Origin of the sequence: Rhizobium sp. BR 314, from assembly GCF_047445805.1 — a bacterium.
In the GTDB taxonomy this organism is placed as follows: Bacteria; Pseudomonadota; Alphaproteobacteria; order Rhizobiales; family Rhizobiaceae; genus Rhizobium; species Rhizobium lusitanum_B.
Genome location: NZ_JARWLA010000003.1, coordinates 72,460 through 89,265, shown reverse-complemented (window position 1 = coordinate 89,265; position 16,806 = coordinate 72,460). Strand labels below are relative to the sequence as shown.

The following is a 16,806-nucleotide window of genomic DNA, read 5'->3' as shown; positions in this document are numbered from 1 at the left end:
GTTTGATAAAAATTTACTAAACATAAACCAAGCAAACCGCCGTCCACACACACATATTCAATAAACTCAATATTATGTGCTGGCGATTTTACGGAAAGACGGCGCATGCAAGAAGGTTAACGCCCCAACTCGCCGTCTCGTTTTATTTGGGAAATCTCATAACAATCATAGCGTCAGTAAATTACGGAATGGAAGAGCAGGCTCTAGCCTTCGGGCGGATAGACATGCTCGCCGCCGCGATAATCGGAAACAGAGTAACAGCCTTCGCCAACTGCGCGAACCGAGCTCCCGCCGATATCCGCCTTGCCGTAGCCGCCCGGAATATCGAGGATGTAGGTCGGCTGGCAAAGGCCGGAAATCCGGCCACGCAGTGCCTCCACGATCGCCTGCCCCTCCGCGATCGTCAAACGGAAGTGGCTGGTGCCGGGGGCGAGATCGGGGTGATGCAGATAATAGGGCTTCACCCGCGTTTCGACGAAGGCCTTCATCAATGCGGCCAGCACGTCCGGATCGTCGTTGACGCCCTTGAGGAGAACCGATTGGCTGACGAGCACGATCCCTGCATCCACCAATCGAGCGCAGGCAGCTCGTGCCTCGTCCGTCAATTCGCGCGGATGATTGGCATGCAGGGCCACATAAATGGTCTTCCCGCTCTCCTTCAGCGCCGAGATCAAGGCGCCATCGATCTTGGCTGGGTCAACAACGGGAACGCGCGTGTGGAAGCGGACGATCTTCACATGATCGATATCGGCAAGCTGCCTGAGGATCTCTTCCAGCCGACGCGGAGAGAGAATCAACGGATCGCCGCCGGTCAGAATGACTTCCCAAATTTCTTTATGGTCGCGGATATAGGCAAAGGCGCCGTCGAGCGCATCGCCATCCAGCGTGCCCAGGCCTTGCGGCCCGACCATTTCGCGGCGGAAGCAGAAGCGGCAATAGACCGGGCAGACATGCACGGCCTTCAGCAGAACGCGGTCGGGATAGCGATGCACGATGCCCTCGACCGGGCTGTGCGCATGATCGCCGATCGGATCGGCGCGCTCTTCTGGCGTGACGACTAATTCCGCCGCATCGGGAACGAACTGCCGGGCGATGGGGTCGGTGGCATCGGCCGGATCGATCAAGCGCATAACCGATGGCGTCAAAGCCACGGCATAGCGCTCCGCCACAGCTTCAAGCGCGATCGCCTGATCGGCATCGACCAATCCGGCGCGCTCAAGCTCGCCAATGCTCCTGACCGGACGCATCACGTTCATGCGTCATACTCCGTAACGGGGGCCCACAGCACCTGCTCGATGCGCGAGGCGCCGGTTGCCAGCATCACGAGCCGGTCGAAACCGAGCGCGATGCCGCTAGCTTCGGGCATAACGGCAAGCGCCTCCAGAAACTCCTCGTCCAGTGGATAGGTCTCGCCGTAGACGCGCTGCTTTTCGACCATTTCGATCTCGAACCGGCGGCGCTGCTCGGCGGCATTGGTGAGCTCGCCAAAGGCATTGGCAAGCTCGACGCCGCAGGCGTAAAGCTCGAAACGCTCGGCAACGCGATGATCCCGTGCCGACGGCCGGGCAAGTGCTGCCTCGGAGACAGGATATTCGTCGAGGATCGTGGCGCGGCCGAAACCGAGATTGGGCTCGATCTTCTCGACCAGCACCCGACTGAAGAGATCCTGCCAGAGGTCGTCGTCGGCAACGCGGATACCGGCCTTGCGCATATCCGCCGCCAGCTGCTCGCGATCCGTCGAACCGTCGAGGCCGATGGACGCAAAGAGGTCGATGCCGGCATAGCGCTCGAAAGCGGCTGCGACGCTGATGCGCTCGGGCTGCAGGAACGGATCGGTCTCAGCGCCACGATAGGTCAGCTTCTTTGCGCCAACAGTCTCGGCTGCCAGCGCCAAAAGCACCGAGCAGTCGGCCATCAGGGCCTCATAGCTCTCGCCTGCCCGATACCATTCCAGCATGGTGAACTCCGGATGGTGCAAGGGGCCGCGCTCACGGTTGCGATAGACATGGGCAAAGCAGGCGATGCGCTCCTCACCGGCCGCAAGCAACTTCTTGCAGGCAAATTCCGGTGACGTGTGGAGATAGAGAGGCAACGCCCGGCCATCGGTCGTCAACGCCTCGGTCTCGAAAGCGTGGAGATGCGCCTCGTTGCCCGGCGACACCTGCAGCGTCGCCGTATCGACCTCGATGAAATCGTTGCGTGCAAAGAACATGCGCATCGCGGCCTGGATCGCATTGCGGCCGATCAAGAATGGCCGCCGGTCCGCATGGACATTGCGGGTCCACCAGGGGGACGCTTTGCTCGTCGTTGGCTTCATTCCTAGCTTTCTTCGGGGCGCAAGCCGCGTTGGGGGTGGCAATTTCCATTGATTTAGGGTAGTTGCGCCCCCAAGCAAACAATTGCTGCGTCTCGGAGAGCATTTAGACAGTCCCTCTACGACGCAAAGCGCAGCGTTACAAGGAAGTCTTATGGTCAAGGTCATCGCCTCTTCGGTCCGCAAGGGCAACGTTCTCGACGTCGACGGCAAGCTCTACGTCGTTCTCACCGCTCAGAACTTTCATCCGGGCAAGGGCACCCCGGTCACCCAGGTCGACATGCGCCGCATCGTCGACGGCGTGAAGGTTTCCGAGCGCTGGCGCACCACCGAGCAGGTCGAGCGCGCCTTCGTCGAAGACGTGAACTTCCAGTATCTCTATGAAGACGGCGAAGGCTTCCACTTCATGAACCCGGCCACCTACGACCAGGTCGTCGTCGATGTCGACACCATGGGCGACCAGAAAGCCTATCTCCAGGAAGGCATGACCTGCATCCTGTCGATCCACGAAGGCATTCCGCTGGCACTCGAATTGCCGCGCCACGTCACGCTCGAGATCACCGAGACCGAGCCGGTCGTCAAGGGCCAGACGGCATCCTCGTCCTACAAGCCTGCCATGCTGTCGAACGGCATCCGCACTCTGGTGCCGCCGCACATCAACGCCGGCACCCGCGTCGTCATCGCCACGGAAGACAATTCCTACGTCGAGCGCGCCAAGGACTGAGCCTCAAGCTCATAGCTTGCATGAAAAACGCCCCGTCCTCGCGACGGGGCGTTTTGCGTTTTGGCTGGATTGAGATCCCATCGCAGTGGCCGCGCCAGCAGGCAAGATCACGCTATCGCGTGCTGGCTTTTTTTCCGCTCTTTTCTTCGACTTTGGCGGGCTCGGAAGGCACATCTGTTTCGGTGCTGCGTTCATGCGATGCCAAAGCTTGCATATGTAGAACACGCGGCGACATCGCCTGCATATAGGCATCGGAGCGGCCGATATAGATCATGGTCACATCGGTGAGTTCCGCCAGCATGGCGCAAGCCTTCGCCTGAACTTCAGCCTCCAGTCCTTCAAAGGCATCGTCGAGGATGATCCACTTCGGCTTCGCCAGCAGCAGATGCGCAAAGCCAACGGCTTTCTGCTCTTCGGTATCGAGCAATCGATCCCAGCGGGCCTGGGTGTCGAGGCGACTTTTCAGGCGGCCAAGGCCCACCTTGTCCATGATGGCATCGACGGCGGCATCGTCATAGGCGTCCCTGTCGTCCGGGAAGCAAATGGCCTCCCTGAGCGTACCGGTCGGCACATAGGGTGTGTGCGGCACGAACAGCATATCGTCCATCGGCGGCAGGCTGACCGTTCCGGCGCCGCTATACCATTGATGCGCCAATACCTCGAACAGCAATCGCCTGTTCACACCATGATCGCCGTTGATCATGATGTGCTCGCCGGAATTGATCGTGACCGTGCCCTCGGCGATCCGGAAGCCGTTTTCCGTGGCCTCGTCATTGGTCTTCGTCGACACCTCGAGATCCGTCCAGACCATCATACCAGGGGCCGCCTTGTCGAAGGTGAGGGTGTGCGGCATCGGCGGCTTGTCGTCCATCTCGGTCAGCGCCTGACGGAAATCGGTGACGCGCATCAGCGTCGCGCGCCATTCCGCGATCGGGCCGAAATTGGCGACATACCAGCGCAGCGCCGAATTGACCTGATTGAAGGCGCCGACCGCCACCATGAGCTGGCCGAAAGTAAGCCCGCCGGAGAAATAGGCGGGTGCTGCCACCAGGATCGGGATAATCAGCACCAGCCAGCCGTAACCGGCGGAAACCCAGGTGAGGTTGGTATTGGCGATAGCGAGCTGACGGATAACACCAAGCACGGCGGAAATATCGAGATTGATCCGCTTACGCTCGTTCTCTTCACCGCCGGCAATGGTGATCGCCGGCATATGCTCATTGGCATGCATGAGCGCGAAACGCAGTTCGGCTTCCTTCGAATAGCGATCGGCATTCAGTCGCACCAGACGACGACCGACAAACTGGCTGAGGAAGGAGGCCGAGCCGGCATAAAGGATTGCCGCCCAGACCATGTAGCCCGGGATGGAGAAGTTCGCCCCCCTGAAGTGGAAGACCATGCCGCTCGACAGTTCCCACAGCACGCCAATGAAGCTCAGGAGCAGGATCGTTGCCTGCACGAGACCGATGGCAAGTCCGGTCGTGCTTTCGGCGAGGTTGCGGGCATCCTCATGCAGGCGCTGGTCGGGGTTAACGCCGATCAGCCCGGAGGACGCGAGGCGCAGCGCCCGCTTGGCCTGCAACCACTGGTTCACCAGATCTCTCGCCAACCCCTCGCGCATGTAAAGCGCCGTCATCTGGTTCAACCACGCCTGGATGACATTGAGAACCAGAAGCGAGCCGGCGATAATGCCGAAAACGCCGAGCTGGTGGAAGAAGGCGGAGATGTCGCGCCGGGCGAGCGAATCGTAAAACGGAGCATTCCAGCTGTTCAGCAGCACCTGAACGTAAGCGGTGAGCAGGATGATCACCAGCAGCGCCGCGGTCAGCGAAATGATCTTGATGCGAACCGGCGAATTCCAGAAGGCCGAGAACATCATTTTCAGCCGAAAGAAGAGGCTGAAATCGTATCCGACCTGCTCGTTCCCCTGGATATTCGGCTTGGCTTGCGCTTCAACTGCCATCAGCACTTCCCTGCGACGCACTTCCCGTCAGTTAATCATGACCCGCCCTCATGTCCATCCTTGCAACAGATCGGTGCGATCACGTTCCTATATACACGGTTTCGCGTCTTGAACCGAATTAGGTCAGCAATTAGCTTGCCCTCGAAAGATTGAGAAAGCCTTCCGATGCAATTTCAAGGAACTGCCGACTATATCGCAGATAAGGACCTGATGGTCGCTGTCAACGCCGCCATCAGACTGGAGCGTCCACTTCTCGTAAAGGGTGAGCCCGGCACGGGCAAGACGGAACTGGCACGGCAGGTCGCCGCAGCGCTCGGCCTCGACCTCATCGAGTGGAACGTCAAATCGACCACCAAGGCACAGCAGGGCCTTTACGAATACGATGCCGTTTCGCGCCTGCGCGACAGCCAGCTCGGGGATGAGCGCGTTCACGATGTCCGCAACTATATTCGCCGGGGCAAGCTCTGGCAGGCCTTCACCTCGTCTCAAAAATGCGTGCTTCTGATCGACGAGATCGACAAGGCCGATATCGAGTTTCCCAACGACCTGCTGCAGGAACTCGACCGCATGGAATTCCATGTCTACGAGACCGGCGAAACCGTCCGTGCCGCCGTCCGCCCGATCGTCATCATTACGTCGAACAACGAGAAAGAACTGCCGGACGCCTTCCTGCGCCGCTGCTTCTTCCACTATATCCGTTTCCCCGACATGGAGACGCTGACCCGCATCGTCGAGGTGCATTACCCCGGCATCAAGCAGGCGCTGGTGCATGCGGCGCTGACGCAATTCTTCGAAATCCGCGATGTGGCAGGCTTGAAGAAGAAGCCGTCCACCTCCGAAGCGCTCGATTGGATCCGCCTGCTCGTCGCCGATGATGTCGACCCAGCCACGCTGCGCGCCGATGCGAAGAGTGCGCTGCCGAAGCTGCATGGCGCGCTGCTGAAGAATGAGCAGGACGTGCATCTCTTCGAACGGCTGGCTTTCATGGCGCGCGGGCAGGGGAAATAGAACGGCTCTCGCGGAGAACATCTTGAACATCCGTAAGTGGCAACCGACATCAGGGCACGGCCGCCCCCCCCCCCGCAAAGCTTGGCCATTGACCCGCCGCACCAGCAGGTTTATGGATTTCACTCTGTGGTGATTTGGCCGGCCGGCTTGCAGCCACGTTAAATAAGTCGCTAAAGGGCCGCGTGCGGACCGGTAGCGATTCATCGCGGCCGGTTTTTTTGTATTTGGCGAGTGAAACAATGCCCATCAAGATCCCCGATACGCTACCCGCATTCGAAACCCTCCAGAGCGAGGGCGTGCGGGTAATGACCGAAACGGTGGCGTTCCGTCAGGACATCCGCCCCCTTCAGATCGGGCTTCTCAACCTCATGCCGAACAAGATCAAGACCGAGGTCCAGATGGCGCGCCTGGTCGGCGCATCGCCACTGCAGGTCGAGTTCTCGCTGGTGCGCATCGGCGCCCATAAGGCCAAGAACACCTCCGAAGAGCATCTGCTATCCTTCTACCAGACCTGGGAAGAGGTGAAGCACCGCAAGTTCGACGGCTTCATCATCACAGGCGCGCCGATCGAGCTGCTCGAATATGAAGAGGTTACCTACTGGGACGAGATGAAGCAGATCTTCGACTGGACGGCGACCAACGTCCATTCGACGATGAATGTCTGTTGGGGCGCCATGGCCGCCGCCTATCATTTCCATGGCGTGCCGAAGCATACCTTGAAGGAAAAGGCTTTCGGCGTTTATCGCCACCAGAATCTCGCGCCCTCCTCCGTCTACCTCAATGGCTTCTCCGACGATTTCGCCATTCCCGTCTCACGCTGGACGGAAGTACGCCGAGAGGACATCGAGAAGGTTCCGAGCCTGCAGATTCTGATGGAATCGAGCGAGATGGGCGTCTGCCTTGTGCACGAACAGGCCTGCAACCGGCTCTACATGCTCAATCACGTGGAGTATGATTCCACCTCGCTGGCGGACGAATATTTCCGGGATGTGAATGCGGGCGTGCCGATCAAGATGCCGCACAACTACTTCCCCCATAACGACCCGGAAATCCCGCCGCAGAACCGATGGCGCAGCCATGCGCATCTGTTCTTCGGCAACTGGATCAACGAGATCTACCAGACCACGCCTTACGATGTGGAGGAGATCGGCCAGGAAAGGACTTGAGGCTTGTTCATTCCCTTCTTCCTGAAGCTGAAGGAAGCGAAGGTTCCGGTGACGCTCCGGGAATTCCTGTCGCTGCTTGAGGGAATGGAAGAGGGAATTGCCGACTATGACGTCGAGGCCTTCTACTATCTGGCGCGCACGACGCTCATCAAGGACGAGCGCTTCATCGACCGCTTCGACCAAGTCTTCGCCGATTATTTCCGCGGCGTGGAAGCGATCAGCGGCAGTGCCGAGGGGGAAGCGGTCGAAGCAACAGCCATTCCCGAAGAATGGCTGCGCAAGCTCGCCGAACGGCATCTGACCGAAGAGGAAAGACGAGAGATCGAGGCCCTTGGCGGCTTCGAGAAACTCATGGAGACGCTGCGCGAGCGGCTGGCCGAGCAGAAGGGCCGGCACCAGGGCGGCTCGAAATGGATCGGCACGGCCGGTACCTCGCCCTTCGGCGCCTATGGCTACAATCCGGAAGGCGTGCGCATCGGCCAGGAAACCTCGCGCCATCGCCGCGCGGTCAAGGTGTGGGATCGCCGCGACTTCAAGAATCTCGACGACGGCGTCGAGCTTGGCACGCGCAACATCAAGGTGGCGCTGAAACGCCTGCGCCGCTGGGTGCGCGAGGGCGCCGCCGAAGAACTCGATCTTTCCGGCACCATCCGCTCCACCGCCGAGCATGGATATTTAGACGTCCAGACGCGGCCGGAACGGCGCAACGCCGTGAAGCTATTGATGTTCTTCGACGTCGGCGGCTCGATGGACGATCATATCCGCGTGGTCGAGGAGCTGTTTTCCGCCGCGCGATCAGAGTTTCGTCACATGGAATATTTCTACTTCCACAACTGCCTTTATGAAGGCGTATGGAAAGACAATCGCCGCCGCATCGACATCACGGCGACAACCGATCTCATCCGCACCTTCGGCTCCGACTACCGGGTCGTCTTCGTCGGCGACGCCTCCATGAGCCCCTATGAAATCAACCATCCCGGCGGCTCGGTGGAGCATTGGAACAAGGAAGCAGGCGAAGCCTGGCTTGGCCGGGTAACCGGCCATTTCCGTAAATGCATCTGGCTCAATCCCGCGCCGGAAAACCACTGGGGCTACACGACCTCGATCTCCATCATCCGCCGCCTGATGAGCGACCGCATGTATCCGCTGACACTCGGCGGGCTGGAGAAGGCGACGAAGGAATTGTCACGTTGAACGCGATATATTCGTATAGCATGAATCCGGAAAGTCGCGCGCGCGCAAACCGTCCAACTTGACCGTGTGCCATCAAGATGATTTGCCACGTCTTCCTGAACTGAAGGTTTGACAAAAGGCGCACAAGCAAAATGCAAGTCAACAACAGCCTCATCGCAGCGACAACCCTCATGTTGGCGCTATCTGCTTGGGCCGATGTATCATTTTCTTCCAGCCTCACCCCAATGAAAACGGTGCCAGAAGCAACGTGTTTTTCAGCAAGAGGTGAACAGGCTATTGCGCTGTGCACGACTGAGCTCGCTGAGCAAAAGTCGCCTGACGCCTTCGCCAATCGGGCCGAAGCATACGGCTTTACAATGCAATACGACAAGGCTGTGACCGATTACACCAGCGCGATAGAGCTTTCCCAACCCACGGGGGTCATGCTCCCGACATACTATCAAAACAGAGCTGGCGCATATTTTTCCATGAAGAAATATGAGCTGGCGATCCAGGACTACACAAGAGCTTTGGATCTAAATCCAAAGCTCAGCACCGATTTTGTCAGCCGAGGAATGGCCTACGCTGCCTTGAACAAAGACAAGGAAGCGTTTGCGGATTTTGACAGAGCTATGGAAGACGAATTTGCAAAGCCAGTTACCCTTCGTGTCCGGGCCGACCTCTTGTTGACCAGGGGAGAACCGGATCGCGCGATTCAGGATTATCAGGATTGCCTTACACTTCAACCTAAGAATGCTTATGCAATGATTGGAATAGCCAACGCATACTTGAAGAAAAACATGATCGATTCAGCATTTGCTCAATATGATCTTGCCCTCTCCACTCGGCCAATCTGTGCTGAATGTCTGATCGCTCGCGGTGATGCTTTTGCCAAAATTGGTAATCAGGAGAAAGCAATAGCGGACTATAACGCCGCCCTGGCCTTTCCAGATCAGTTCATCGCTCCGGCTACCAAAAGAGATGCGGAAGCCGCACTGCGCAAGCTTCAGTAGCCGGGCGACATTGCGCCTCCAGGTAAGGTAAGTCATCCTACCTCGCAGCATTTCTGCCGATGTATCAGCTTTGACGCGTTGCTGGAAAATAGCTGGGCTACGCAATATTCATCATCGGCTGCCTGATGAGCGAGCGCATGTATCCGCTGACGCTCGGCGGGCCGGAAAAGGCGACGAAGGAATTGTCGCGCTGAGCATTCTTATCGCTCAGCGACTTCAGCCCTGCCACCGCATCCGAGAAAGTCTATGCGCCTGCCCTGCGATAGGCTGCAACAAAGAGCCAGATTGCCGAAAGCAGGAAGTAGAATGCACCGAACCCCACATAGGGAGTGATGTCCAAAATCGTCGGCGCCGCCGTGCCGAGCGATCGGCTGATCATGAAGCCACCGGCAAGGGCCGATTGGGCACCACTCAGGATCATCACCCATTGTGCCCCGTAGTGACGCCAGCGCCTTACCCCGGTGTAGAGCTGCAGCAGCCCCGAAAAGATCGCCCAAATACCGAACACCGCCAGAACGGCATAGGTGCTGTTGCTGACCGCAACGATCACGGCAAGCGTGGTGATCGTGCTGACGATGACATTCAATGCTTGGGACGAATTGGCTTTCAGACCACCGTTTGCCCGGGCGTCAACCAGATTGGCGAGAGCATCCCACGCCGGGTAGATCACGAGCAAGAATGCGGTTGCACCTAGTTGCCCGCGGAAGAGAATGGCAGCGGCAATCCAGGTGATGGAGAAGAGTGCACGGACGAAATAATAGGTTCGCAGCCAGTTGGATTGGCTCAAGGCGTTATTTGACATCGATTGGCTCCAGATTAAGATCTACCTACTAGTAGGAAGGCAAAAATCATAAGTCAATCTGCCGCTCAAACACCTCTTTGTGAAGAGTCGGAAACGCCCTGAAACCTTGACAAACAACCTACCAGAAGGTAGGCAGCAATATGAAATCAATGGCTTCCACGTCCGAAAAAATTCTCGACACCGCACAATCCCTCATCGTCGCGGGTGGCTATAACGGGTTCAGCTATGCTGATATTTCGGCTACGATCGGCATCAGAAAGGCCAGCATCCACCACCATTTTCCGACGAAAGCCGAGCTCGTTTCGGTGCTGGTGGATCGCTACCGGCAGCAGGCGGAAGCCGGTCTGAATTCTCTTTGCGAGCAGTTCTCAAGCCCTCCCGAACAACTGCAGTCCTATATGAATTTCTGGCAGACATGCATTCGAGATGCCTCGCTGCCCTTCTGCGTCTGCGCGATGCTTGCCTGCGAAATGCAAATGCTGCCGGCGGAGGTCGCATCCCGTGTCCGCGCGCATTTCAATAGCCTTGCGCAATGGCTCACCTCGGTGCTGGAAGCTGGAACAAGGGCAAACCTGTTCCGCTTGACTAAACAGCCGGAAGAAGAGTCCCAAATACTGATGGCATCCGTCCATGGAGCGATGCTCTCTGCGAGGGCTCTCGGCGATCCCGAACTGTTCGCCGCGATCGTCTCGCCTCAGATTGCCAGGCTGCTGACTTCGCATAGCTAGCGAGCGGCCAGCCGAAAGGCCCAACAACAGATGCATCTGCCGCACACTCCAACAACCGAAGGCAAATGCAGGAGAGGGCGGCCCCTAACGCCGCCTCTCCTGCTTTCAGCCCTTCAGCAGCATATCTGCATTCTCGAACGGCAGACCCTCGTCGTCTTCGGCTCGTCTCGACAATTCCTCGAACCCAAGGCTCTTGTAGAAGGAGAATGCCTGCGCGTTCTCGGTATAGACTTCCAGCCGCAGCTCGCCTTTCAGCTTCAGAGCATGGGCGACCAAGAGCCTGCCGATGCCATGTCCCTGATATTCCGGTGCGACGAACAGGCCACCGATGAAGGTGCCGAGCAGGCTGATGAAGCCGGCCGGCTTTCCCTGATGGCAGGCGACCCAGGTCTCGGCACTTGGGAGGTATTGTGTTTCGATCAGAATGCGCTGCTCAAGCAGGCGCTCTCTGCCGATGAAGGCGTGGGCGTGAAGGGATGCTTCAAACCAGATGGTCGATAATGCTTGGAGGTCCGTCGCCTCTTCATAGGTACGGATCGATATATCCGGGCTTTTCATGATATGACCTGCAGAAAAAATACAAACAAAGACAGCGTCCGACCGGGACGCTACGAACACCGCCTGGCGCGGTTCAGCTAAAGTCTCTGCGCATAAATCTCCTGCCGTTGGGTGCGCTGCCCAAGGCAAGCACCTGAATGTTTCAATATCAGTTGCGCGCCATTGCGTCACCACCGGCGCCTGCGGTTTATCATCTCCTCCTGGCCGGCTGTCGTACGCCCTGCACATTTGCGGCGCAGGCTGGTCTTCCCAGGCGATGAAGAAATCCGAACGAGGCTTGATCCCTCATCGTCCGCCCCTAACTTTCGCAATCGAATCGGTTGCGGAACGACGCGAATGGGGTAGGGTCTGGCCTTGCCTTTTCGATAGCCATGGATGAGCTGATATGACGGAAAATGCTTTGCAGCGGGAAGTTTTTGGAACGACGGCCGATGGGGAAACCGTTTATCGTGTCAAGATCGTCGGCGGCGGCTTGACCGCGCACGTCATCTCGTGGGGCGCCGTCATCCAGGACCTGCGGCTCGAGGGCCACCAGCCTGCTCTGTTGCTCGGCTTCGACAATTTCCCCGATTATCCCGCCCACTCTTCCTATTTCGGCGCCACGCCCGGCCGCTGCGCCAACCGCATCGGTGCCGGCCGCTTCACGCTTGATGGCAAGCAGTATCAGCTTGAACTCAACGAGAAGGGCGTCACCCATCTGCACGGCGGCAAGGACAATATCGCCAAGCGCAACTGGACCATCGTCGAGCACGATACCGACCGCGTCGTCCTGAAAATCGTCGATCCCGATGGCCGCGCCGGCTATCCGGGCAACTGCACGATCCAGGCGACCTATCGTGTGCATGGCAACGGCGAACTTTCGGTCACCTACGAATCCACCACCGACCAGCCGACGCTCGCCAATGTCTGCCAGCACGCCTATTTCAACCTCGACGGCCGCGACGACACGCTTGGCCACGACATCATGATCGCCGCCGATCACTACACCCCGACCGACGACAGGCAAGTACCGACGGGGGAAATCCGCTCGGTCGAAGGCACGGCGTTCGATTTCCGCGAGATGTCGCCGATGAAGCGCTTCGAAGGATCGGAACAGGCGCTTTACGACCACAATTTCTGCTTCTCCAGCGTCCGTACGGCCAAACGCTCCGTCGTGCTTGCCCGCAGCGTCAATTCCGGCGTGTCGCTGGAAGTGCGCACGACCGAGCCCGGCGTTCAATTCTACACCGCCTTCAAGCTCAATGTTCCGGTTCCCGGTCACGACGGCCAAAAGATCGGACCCTTTGCGGGCTTCTGCCTGGAAACCCAGGTCTGGCCGGATGCCATCAATCATGAGGGCTTCCCCGATGCGGTGCTCCGCCCGGGCGAGGTATTGCGCCAGGAAACGGACTATATCTTCACCAAGAACTGAGCCGGGTATGCCCAACGCTCTCAATCATCGGCCGGGCGCTCCAAACGCCCGGCCGATTCTTTTTTTCCTACGAACAGATTCACCTTGTAAATTGGTTCTAAATAGGTTCTAAATAATATCCATGGATAGAACCAGTTTGATCGCTGAATTGAACAATCGCGGTCTCGGCGAGGGCACCGGGAGCGGGCCGCTCTATAAGCGGTTGGCACGGGCGTTGACGGGGCTCATCCAGGAAGGCCTGCTGAAATCGGGCACGGCGCTGCCGGGCGAGCGCGATCTTGCCGGCGCCCTGCAGATCGGCCGGGTCACGGTCCGCACAGCCTACCGCGACCTTCTGGCCTCCGGCGTGATTGAATCGCGCCACGGCAGCGGCACTTTCGTCTCGCAGCATGTAGAGCGCATCGAGCAGCCGCTCTGGCGACTCTCCTCCTTCTCTGCCGATATGCGCTCTCGTGGGCGCGAGCCGGCCGCCCGCATCCTCCAGCGCACCATCAGCCCGCCAGCGCCCGAAGAAACTTTCCTTCTCGGCCTCGGCCTTGATGAACCCGTTTTGCGGCTCGACCGCCTGCGCCTCGCCGACGGTCAGCCGCTTGCCATCGAGCGCGCCGTCGTTCCGATCAAGTTCCTGGGCGAAGACGCCGTGTCCGAGGGGTCGCTCTACGATGCACTGGCCGCGAGAGGCTTCAAGCCCGTGCGCGCCCAGCAGAGGCTGACCGCCGTGACCCTGGATCCCACCTCCGCGTCGATCCTGACCGTGAAGGCCGGAGCCCCTGCGCTTCTGATCGAGCGCGTCTCCCGCCTCGCAGACCAGCGCGTCGTTGAATATACCCGCTCGCATTACCGCGGCGATGCCTATGATTTTGTTACTGAATTAAGAATTGGAGATGACCTATGAGCAACACCCAATCCCTTATGCTGACGGAAGCCGGCCAGTCGCCCGACGTGGTCGCGACGCTGCTTGAAAAGGAAAAGCCCGCCTTTGCGGAAATCGCAAAGCTCTTCTCCTCCGCCCGCCCCTCGCTGATAACAACGGCGGCACGCGGCTCTTCCGACCACGCGGCAACCTTCTTCAAATATCTGTTCGAAATATCCTGCGGTGTCCCGGTCGCTTCGGTCGGCCCGTCGATTGCCTCTGTCTACAACGCGCCTCTCCACCTGAAGGGCGGCATCCACTTCACCGTATCGCAGTCCGGCGGCAGCCCTGACATCATTGCCCTGCAGGCTGCGGCGAAGAAGGGCGGCGCAACCACAATCGCCGTCGTCAACGTCACCGACAGCCCGCTCGCCCATGAAGCCGACATCGTGCTCGGCCTCAATGCCGGCAAGGAACAGAGCGTCGCTGCAACGAAATCCTTCATCGCTTCCGTTGCCGCTCTTGCCGGCGTCACCGCAGCGATCACGCAGGACAAGGCGCTATCCGCCGGTCTTGCCAACCTGCCGGAAGCGCTTGCAGCAACCTCGGGCATCGACGGCAAGGCCGCCGAGGATGTCCTGTTCAACGCTTCCTCGCTCTATACCGGCGGTCGCGGCCCCGCTTTTGCCATCGCGCTCGAAGCGGCCCTGAAGGCCAAGGAAACGGCCGGCCTGCATGCAGAAGCCTTCTCCCTGGCCGAACTGATGCACGGCCCGATGCGCCTCGTGCAGCCGGGCTTCCCGATCGTCGCCTTCTCACCAGACGATGCTGCCTTCGCCAACAACGCTCAAGCGCTGGAGCGTCTGCAGAAGCTCGGCGCGACCGCCGTCTCCTTCTCGACGGCTCCGCTTGCCGGCATCAACCTGCATATGCCCAGCACCGGCAACGGCCTCCTCGACCCGTTGGTATCGCTGCTCTGCTACTATCGCCTGATCGAAGCGGTAACGCGCCGCAAGGGTTTCGACCCGGATAAGCCGGCTAACCTCCTCAAGGTAACGGAGACCATGTGATGGACTACAAGGTCTTTACAGGTGCGCGCATCTTCGATGGCGACCGCTTTCACGAAGACAGCGCGCTCGTGATTGGCAACGGCCGCATTCAAGCCATCACCGGCGTCAACGATGTGCCCGGCAATGCCGAAACCACTCATTTGAAGGGCGGCGTCCTGTCGCCGGGCTTCATCGACGCGCAGGTGAACGGTGGCGGCGGCCGCATGCTCAACGACGAGCCTTCGCCCGAATCCATGTATCTGATTGCCGAAGGGCATCGCCCCTATGGCACGACCTCGCTGCTACCGACCCTCATCACCGATGTCGCCGCGGCAACCACTGCGGCGATCGAGGCGGCAATCGAGGCAGTAAAGGCCAATCGCGGCGTCGCCGGCCTGCATCTGGAAGGCCCGCATCTGGCGCCCGCCCGCAAGGGCGCGCACCTGGCGGAACTGATGCGCCCGGTCGAAGACAGCGACGTCAGAACCTTCATCCGTGCCCGTGAGGCTATCGGCACCCTATTGGTCACTATCGCGGCCGAGCAGATAACGGAGCGGCAGGTACAGGCGCTTGCCGAAGGCGGCGTCATCGTCAGCATCGGCCACAGCGATTGCACGGCAGAAGCCGCCGATGCGCGCTTCGACGCAGGCGCGCGCGGCGTCACCCATCTTTTCAACGCCATGAGCCAGATGGGCCACCGCGCACCCGGCCTTGTCGGCGCCGCTATCGATCACCCGGCTCCCTGGTGCGGCATCATYGCCGACGGCCACCATGTCGAGCCGACTGCGCTCAGGGTTGCCCTGCGCGCCAAGCGTGGCGAAGGTCGTCTGTTCTTCGYCACCGACGCCATGTCGCTCGTCGGCACGGATCTCCCGAGCTTCACGCTGAACGGCCGCACGGTCTACCGCACCAAGGGCGGCTATTGCTCGAAGCTGACGCTGGACGATGGTACGCTCGCGGGCTCCGACGTCGATATGGCTTCGACCATCCGCTACGGCGTGAACGTGCTTGAATTGCCGCTGGCGGAGGCGCTGCGCATGGCAACCTCCTATCCCGCCCGCTTCCTGCGGCTTACGGATCGGGGCCACCTGACACCGGGAACCCGCGCCGACCTCGTTCACATCAACGACGGCATCGAAGTCACCGAAACATGGATCGCCGGCCAGCCTTCGGCCTGAAACATTGGGGCCTTTCCGCCATTCCTCGAAATGCGGAAAGGCCCCATTTTGTCATTCTCAAGCATTCCTGACCGAATACCGCTGTGCGCGCTCCCAGGAAATGCTCTAAAAATGGAGGCTCGGCATGACCGCAGTCACGGACAGCTATTTCTCCGCCCTCATCGGCCGGCTGGAAACCCTGCGCGAAACGCTTGCCGAGCCCATGTCCAGGGCTTCCGTAGCCATTTGCGCGGCAGCCCGCAGCGATCGCCGCGTCTACATCTTCGGCACCGGTCATTCGCATATGCTGGCGGAAGAGGTGCATTATCGTGCCGGCGGCTTGGCTTTCACCATCCCCGTGCTCATCGGATCCGCGATGCTGCATGAAGGCGCCGTCATCAGCACGGTCTACGAACGCATCGAGGGCCTCATCCGCCCGGTCCTTGAGCGCTACGGCATGCAGCCGGGCGACGTGTTGATCATCGCCTCCAATTCCGGTGTCAATGCCGCTCCGATCGAAGCTGCGGATTACGGCCGCGAGATCGGCGCAACCGTCATCGCCATCACATCGCTCGCCTATTCGGCTGCCATTGCCAATGGACGCAGAAGGCTCGCCGACCTCGCAGATATCGTGCTGGACAATGGCTTGCCGCCTGGTGACGCCATGGTCGACCTGCCGGGCACCGAGCTGAAGGTCGGACCGGCTTCGACGGCTGTCGGCACGACAGTGCTGAACGCCATCTTCGCCGACGTTGCCGCCGAACTCTGCAAGGATGGCAATCCGCCGGTCTATCTCAGCGCCAACATGCCCGGCGCCAAGGAGATCAACCAGCAGCTGGTAAAAAAATATCGGCCACGCAATCCGCACCTCTGAGCGAAGGATAGAA

The 16,806-nt window shown here is 59.6% G+C and carries 16 protein-coding genes and 1 riboswitch; of the genes, 11 read left to right on the top strand and 5 right to left on the bottom strand.

Features of this window, described 5'->3' with window-relative positions:
• Positions 1 to 203: 203 nt before the first annotated feature.
• The gene (locus tag QD461_RS05345; RefSeq protein ID WP_414086782.1) at positions 204 to 1,256 is read right to left on the bottom strand and encodes a lysine-2,3-aminomutase-like protein; all 1,053 of its coding nucleotides are present in this window, start codon (positions 1,254 to 1,256) and stop codon (positions 204 to 206) included.
• A complete protein-coding gene (gene epmA, locus QD461_RS05340; protein ID WP_414086781.1) occupies positions 1,253 to 2,317 on the bottom strand; it encodes an EF-P lysine aminoacylase EpmA in 1,065 nt (354 codons plus the stop codon). The genes QD461_RS05345 and epmA overlap by 4 nt, the downstream gene beginning before the upstream one ends.
• A gap of 151 nt (positions 2,318 to 2,468) precedes the next feature.
• Here epmA and efp point away from each other — a divergent pair, with 151 nt between their 5' ends.
• On the top strand, positions 2,469 to 3,038 hold the full coding sequence (gene efp / locus QD461_RS05335; RefSeq protein WP_199088411.1) for an elongation factor P: 570 nt from the start codon (positions 2,469 to 2,471) through the stop codon (positions 3,036 to 3,038).
• 112 nt (positions 3,039 to 3,150) lie between these two features.
• On the opposite strand, the gene QD461_RS05330 is transcribed toward efp, so the two are convergent.
• Entirely contained in the window at positions 3,151 to 5,001 is a 1,851-nt protein-coding gene (locus tag QD461_RS05330) for an ABC transporter ATP-binding protein/permease (RefSeq protein WP_414086780.1), read from the bottom strand.
• Between the two features lie 165 nt (positions 5,002 to 5,166).
• Here QD461_RS05330 and QD461_RS05325 point away from each other — a divergent pair, with 165 nt between their 5' ends.
• The 4 genes from QD461_RS05325 to QD461_RS05310 all read left to right on the top strand — a co-directional run bounded on the left by QD461_RS05325 (position 5,167) and on the right by QD461_RS05310 (position 9,361).
• Positions 5,167 to 6,009 (top strand): AAA family ATPase, encoded by an 843-nt coding sequence (locus QD461_RS05325; RefSeq protein ID WP_414086779.1) that lies wholly within the window; start codon positions 5,167 to 5,169, stop codon positions 6,007 to 6,009.
• Positions 6,010 to 6,125: 116 nt separating this feature from the next.
• A riboswitch (SAM riboswitch) is annotated at positions 6,126 to 6,203 on the top strand.
• Between the two features lie 45 nt (positions 6,204 to 6,248).
• A complete protein-coding gene (metA, locus tag QD461_RS05320; RefSeq protein ID WP_414086778.1) occupies positions 6,249 to 7,175 on the top strand; it encodes a homoserine O-acetyltransferase MetA in 927 nt (308 codons plus the stop codon).
• A 3-nt stretch (positions 7,176 to 7,178) separates the two neighbouring features.
• A complete protein-coding gene (locus tag QD461_RS05315) occupies positions 7,179 to 8,369 on the top strand; it encodes a vWA domain-containing protein (RefSeq protein WP_414086777.1) in 1,191 nt (396 codons plus the stop codon).
• A gap of 131 nt (positions 8,370 to 8,500) precedes the next feature.
• Entirely contained in the window at positions 8,501 to 9,361 is an 861-nt protein-coding gene (locus QD461_RS05310; protein ID WP_414086776.1) for a tetratricopeptide repeat protein, read from the top strand.
• A 244-nt stretch (positions 9,362 to 9,605) separates the two neighbouring features.
• Here the strand turns inward: QD461_RS05310 and QD461_RS05305 are convergent, their stop codons facing one another.
• Positions 9,606 to 10,163, bottom strand: a complete 558-nt coding sequence (locus QD461_RS05305; RefSeq protein ID WP_414086775.1) for a DUF308 domain-containing protein — start codon at positions 10,161 to 10,163, stop codon at positions 9,606 to 9,608.
• Positions 10,164 to 10,303: 140 nt separating this feature from the next.
• Between QD461_RS05305 and QD461_RS05300 the strand changes: the two genes are divergently transcribed.
• Positions 10,304 to 10,891 carry a TetR/AcrR family transcriptional regulator gene (locus QD461_RS05300; protein ID WP_414086774.1) on the top strand — a complete coding sequence of 196 codons (588 nt, stop codon included), beginning with the start codon at positions 10,304 to 10,306 and terminating at the stop codon, positions 10,889 to 10,891.
• 105 nt (positions 10,892 to 10,996) lie between these two features.
• On the opposite strand, the gene QD461_RS05295 is transcribed toward QD461_RS05300, so the two are convergent.
• Positions 10,997 to 11,449, bottom strand: coding sequence for a GNAT family N-acetyltransferase (locus QD461_RS05295; RefSeq protein WP_414086773.1), 453 nt, complete (start codon positions 11,447 to 11,449; stop codon positions 10,997 to 10,999).
• A gap of 385 nt (positions 11,450 to 11,834) precedes the next feature.
• On the opposite strand from QD461_RS05295, the gene QD461_RS05290 reads away from it, so the two are divergent.
• The 5 genes from QD461_RS05290 to QD461_RS05270 all read left to right on the top strand — a co-directional run bounded on the left by QD461_RS05290 (position 11,835) and on the right by QD461_RS05270 (position 16,793).
• Positions 11,835 to 12,860: an aldose epimerase family protein gene (locus QD461_RS05290; RefSeq protein ID WP_414086772.1), complete on the top strand. Its 1,026-nt coding sequence runs from the start codon at positions 11,835 to 11,837 to the stop codon at positions 12,858 to 12,860.
• 121 nt (positions 12,861 to 12,981) lie between these two features.
• Positions 12,982 to 13,755 carry a GntR family transcriptional regulator gene (locus tag QD461_RS05285; RefSeq protein ID WP_414086771.1) on the top strand — a complete coding sequence of 258 codons (774 nt, stop codon included), beginning with the start codon at positions 12,982 to 12,984 and terminating at the stop codon, positions 13,753 to 13,755.
• Positions 13,752 to 14,783, top strand: coding sequence for an SIS domain-containing protein (locus QD461_RS05280; RefSeq protein ID WP_414086770.1), 1,032 nt, complete (start codon positions 13,752 to 13,754; stop codon positions 14,781 to 14,783). The genes QD461_RS05285 and QD461_RS05280 overlap by 4 nt, the downstream gene beginning before the upstream one ends.
• On the top strand, positions 14,783 to 15,940 hold the full coding sequence (gene nagA, locus QD461_RS05275; RefSeq protein ID WP_414086769.1) for an N-acetylglucosamine-6-phosphate deacetylase: 1,158 nt from the start codon (positions 14,783 to 14,785) through the stop codon (positions 15,938 to 15,940). Before QD461_RS05280 ends, nagA begins: the two co-directional genes overlap by 1 nt.
• 124 nt (positions 15,941 to 16,064) lie before the next feature.
• Complete coding sequence (locus QD461_RS05270) at positions 16,065 to 16,793, top strand: SIS domain-containing protein (RefSeq protein ID WP_414086768.1); 729 nt, start codon at positions 16,065 to 16,067, stop codon at positions 16,791 to 16,793.
• Positions 16,794 to 16,806 lie beyond the last annotated feature (13 nt).

Coding starts and splice junctions, on each gene's coding strand:
- efp (WP_199088411.1), top strand. CDS start 2,469: ATGGTCAAGGTCATCGCCTCTTCGGTCCGCAAGGGCAACGTTCTCGAC.
- QD461_RS05310 (WP_414086776.1), top strand. CDS start 8,501: ATGCAAGTCAACAACAGCCTCATCGCAGCGACAACCCTCATGTTGGCG.
- QD461_RS05345 (WP_414086782.1), bottom strand. CDS start 1,256: ATGAACGTGATGCGTCCGGTCAGGAGCATTGGCGAGCTTGAGCGCGCC.
- QD461_RS05270 (WP_414086768.1), top strand. CDS start 16,065: ATGACCGCAGTCACGGACAGCTATTTCTCCGCCCTCATCGGCCGGCTG.
- QD461_RS05290 (WP_414086772.1), top strand. CDS start 11,835: ATGACGGAAAATGCTTTGCAGCGGGAAGTTTTTGGAACGACGGCCGAT.
- QD461_RS05330 (WP_414086780.1), bottom strand. CDS start 5,001: ATGGCAGTTGAAGCGCAAGCCAAGCCGAATATCCAGGGGAACGAGCAG.
- metA (WP_414086778.1), top strand. CDS start 6,249: ATGCCCATCAAGATCCCCGATACGCTACCCGCATTCGAAACCCTCCAG.
- QD461_RS05325 (WP_414086779.1), top strand. CDS start 5,167: ATGCAATTTCAAGGAACTGCCGACTATATCGCAGATAAGGACCTGATG.
- QD461_RS05295 (WP_414086773.1), bottom strand. CDS start 11,449: ATGAAAAGCCCGGATATATCGATCCGTACCTATGAAGAGGCGACGGAC.
- QD461_RS05285 (WP_414086771.1), top strand. CDS start 12,982: ATGGATAGAACCAGTTTGATCGCTGAATTGAACAATCGCGGTCTCGGC.
- QD461_RS05305 (WP_414086775.1), bottom strand. CDS start 10,163: ATGTCAAATAACGCCTTGAGCCAATCCAACTGGCTGCGAACCTATTAT.
- QD461_RS05300 (WP_414086774.1), top strand. CDS start 10,304: ATGAAATCAATGGCTTCCACGTCCGAAAAAATTCTCGACACCGCACAA.
- QD461_RS05280 (WP_414086770.1), top strand. CDS start 13,752: ATGAGCAACACCCAATCCCTTATGCTGACGGAAGCCGGCCAGTCGCCC.
- epmA (WP_414086781.1), bottom strand. CDS start 2,317: ATGAAGCCAACGACGAGCAAAGCGTCCCCCTGGTGGACCCGCAATGTC.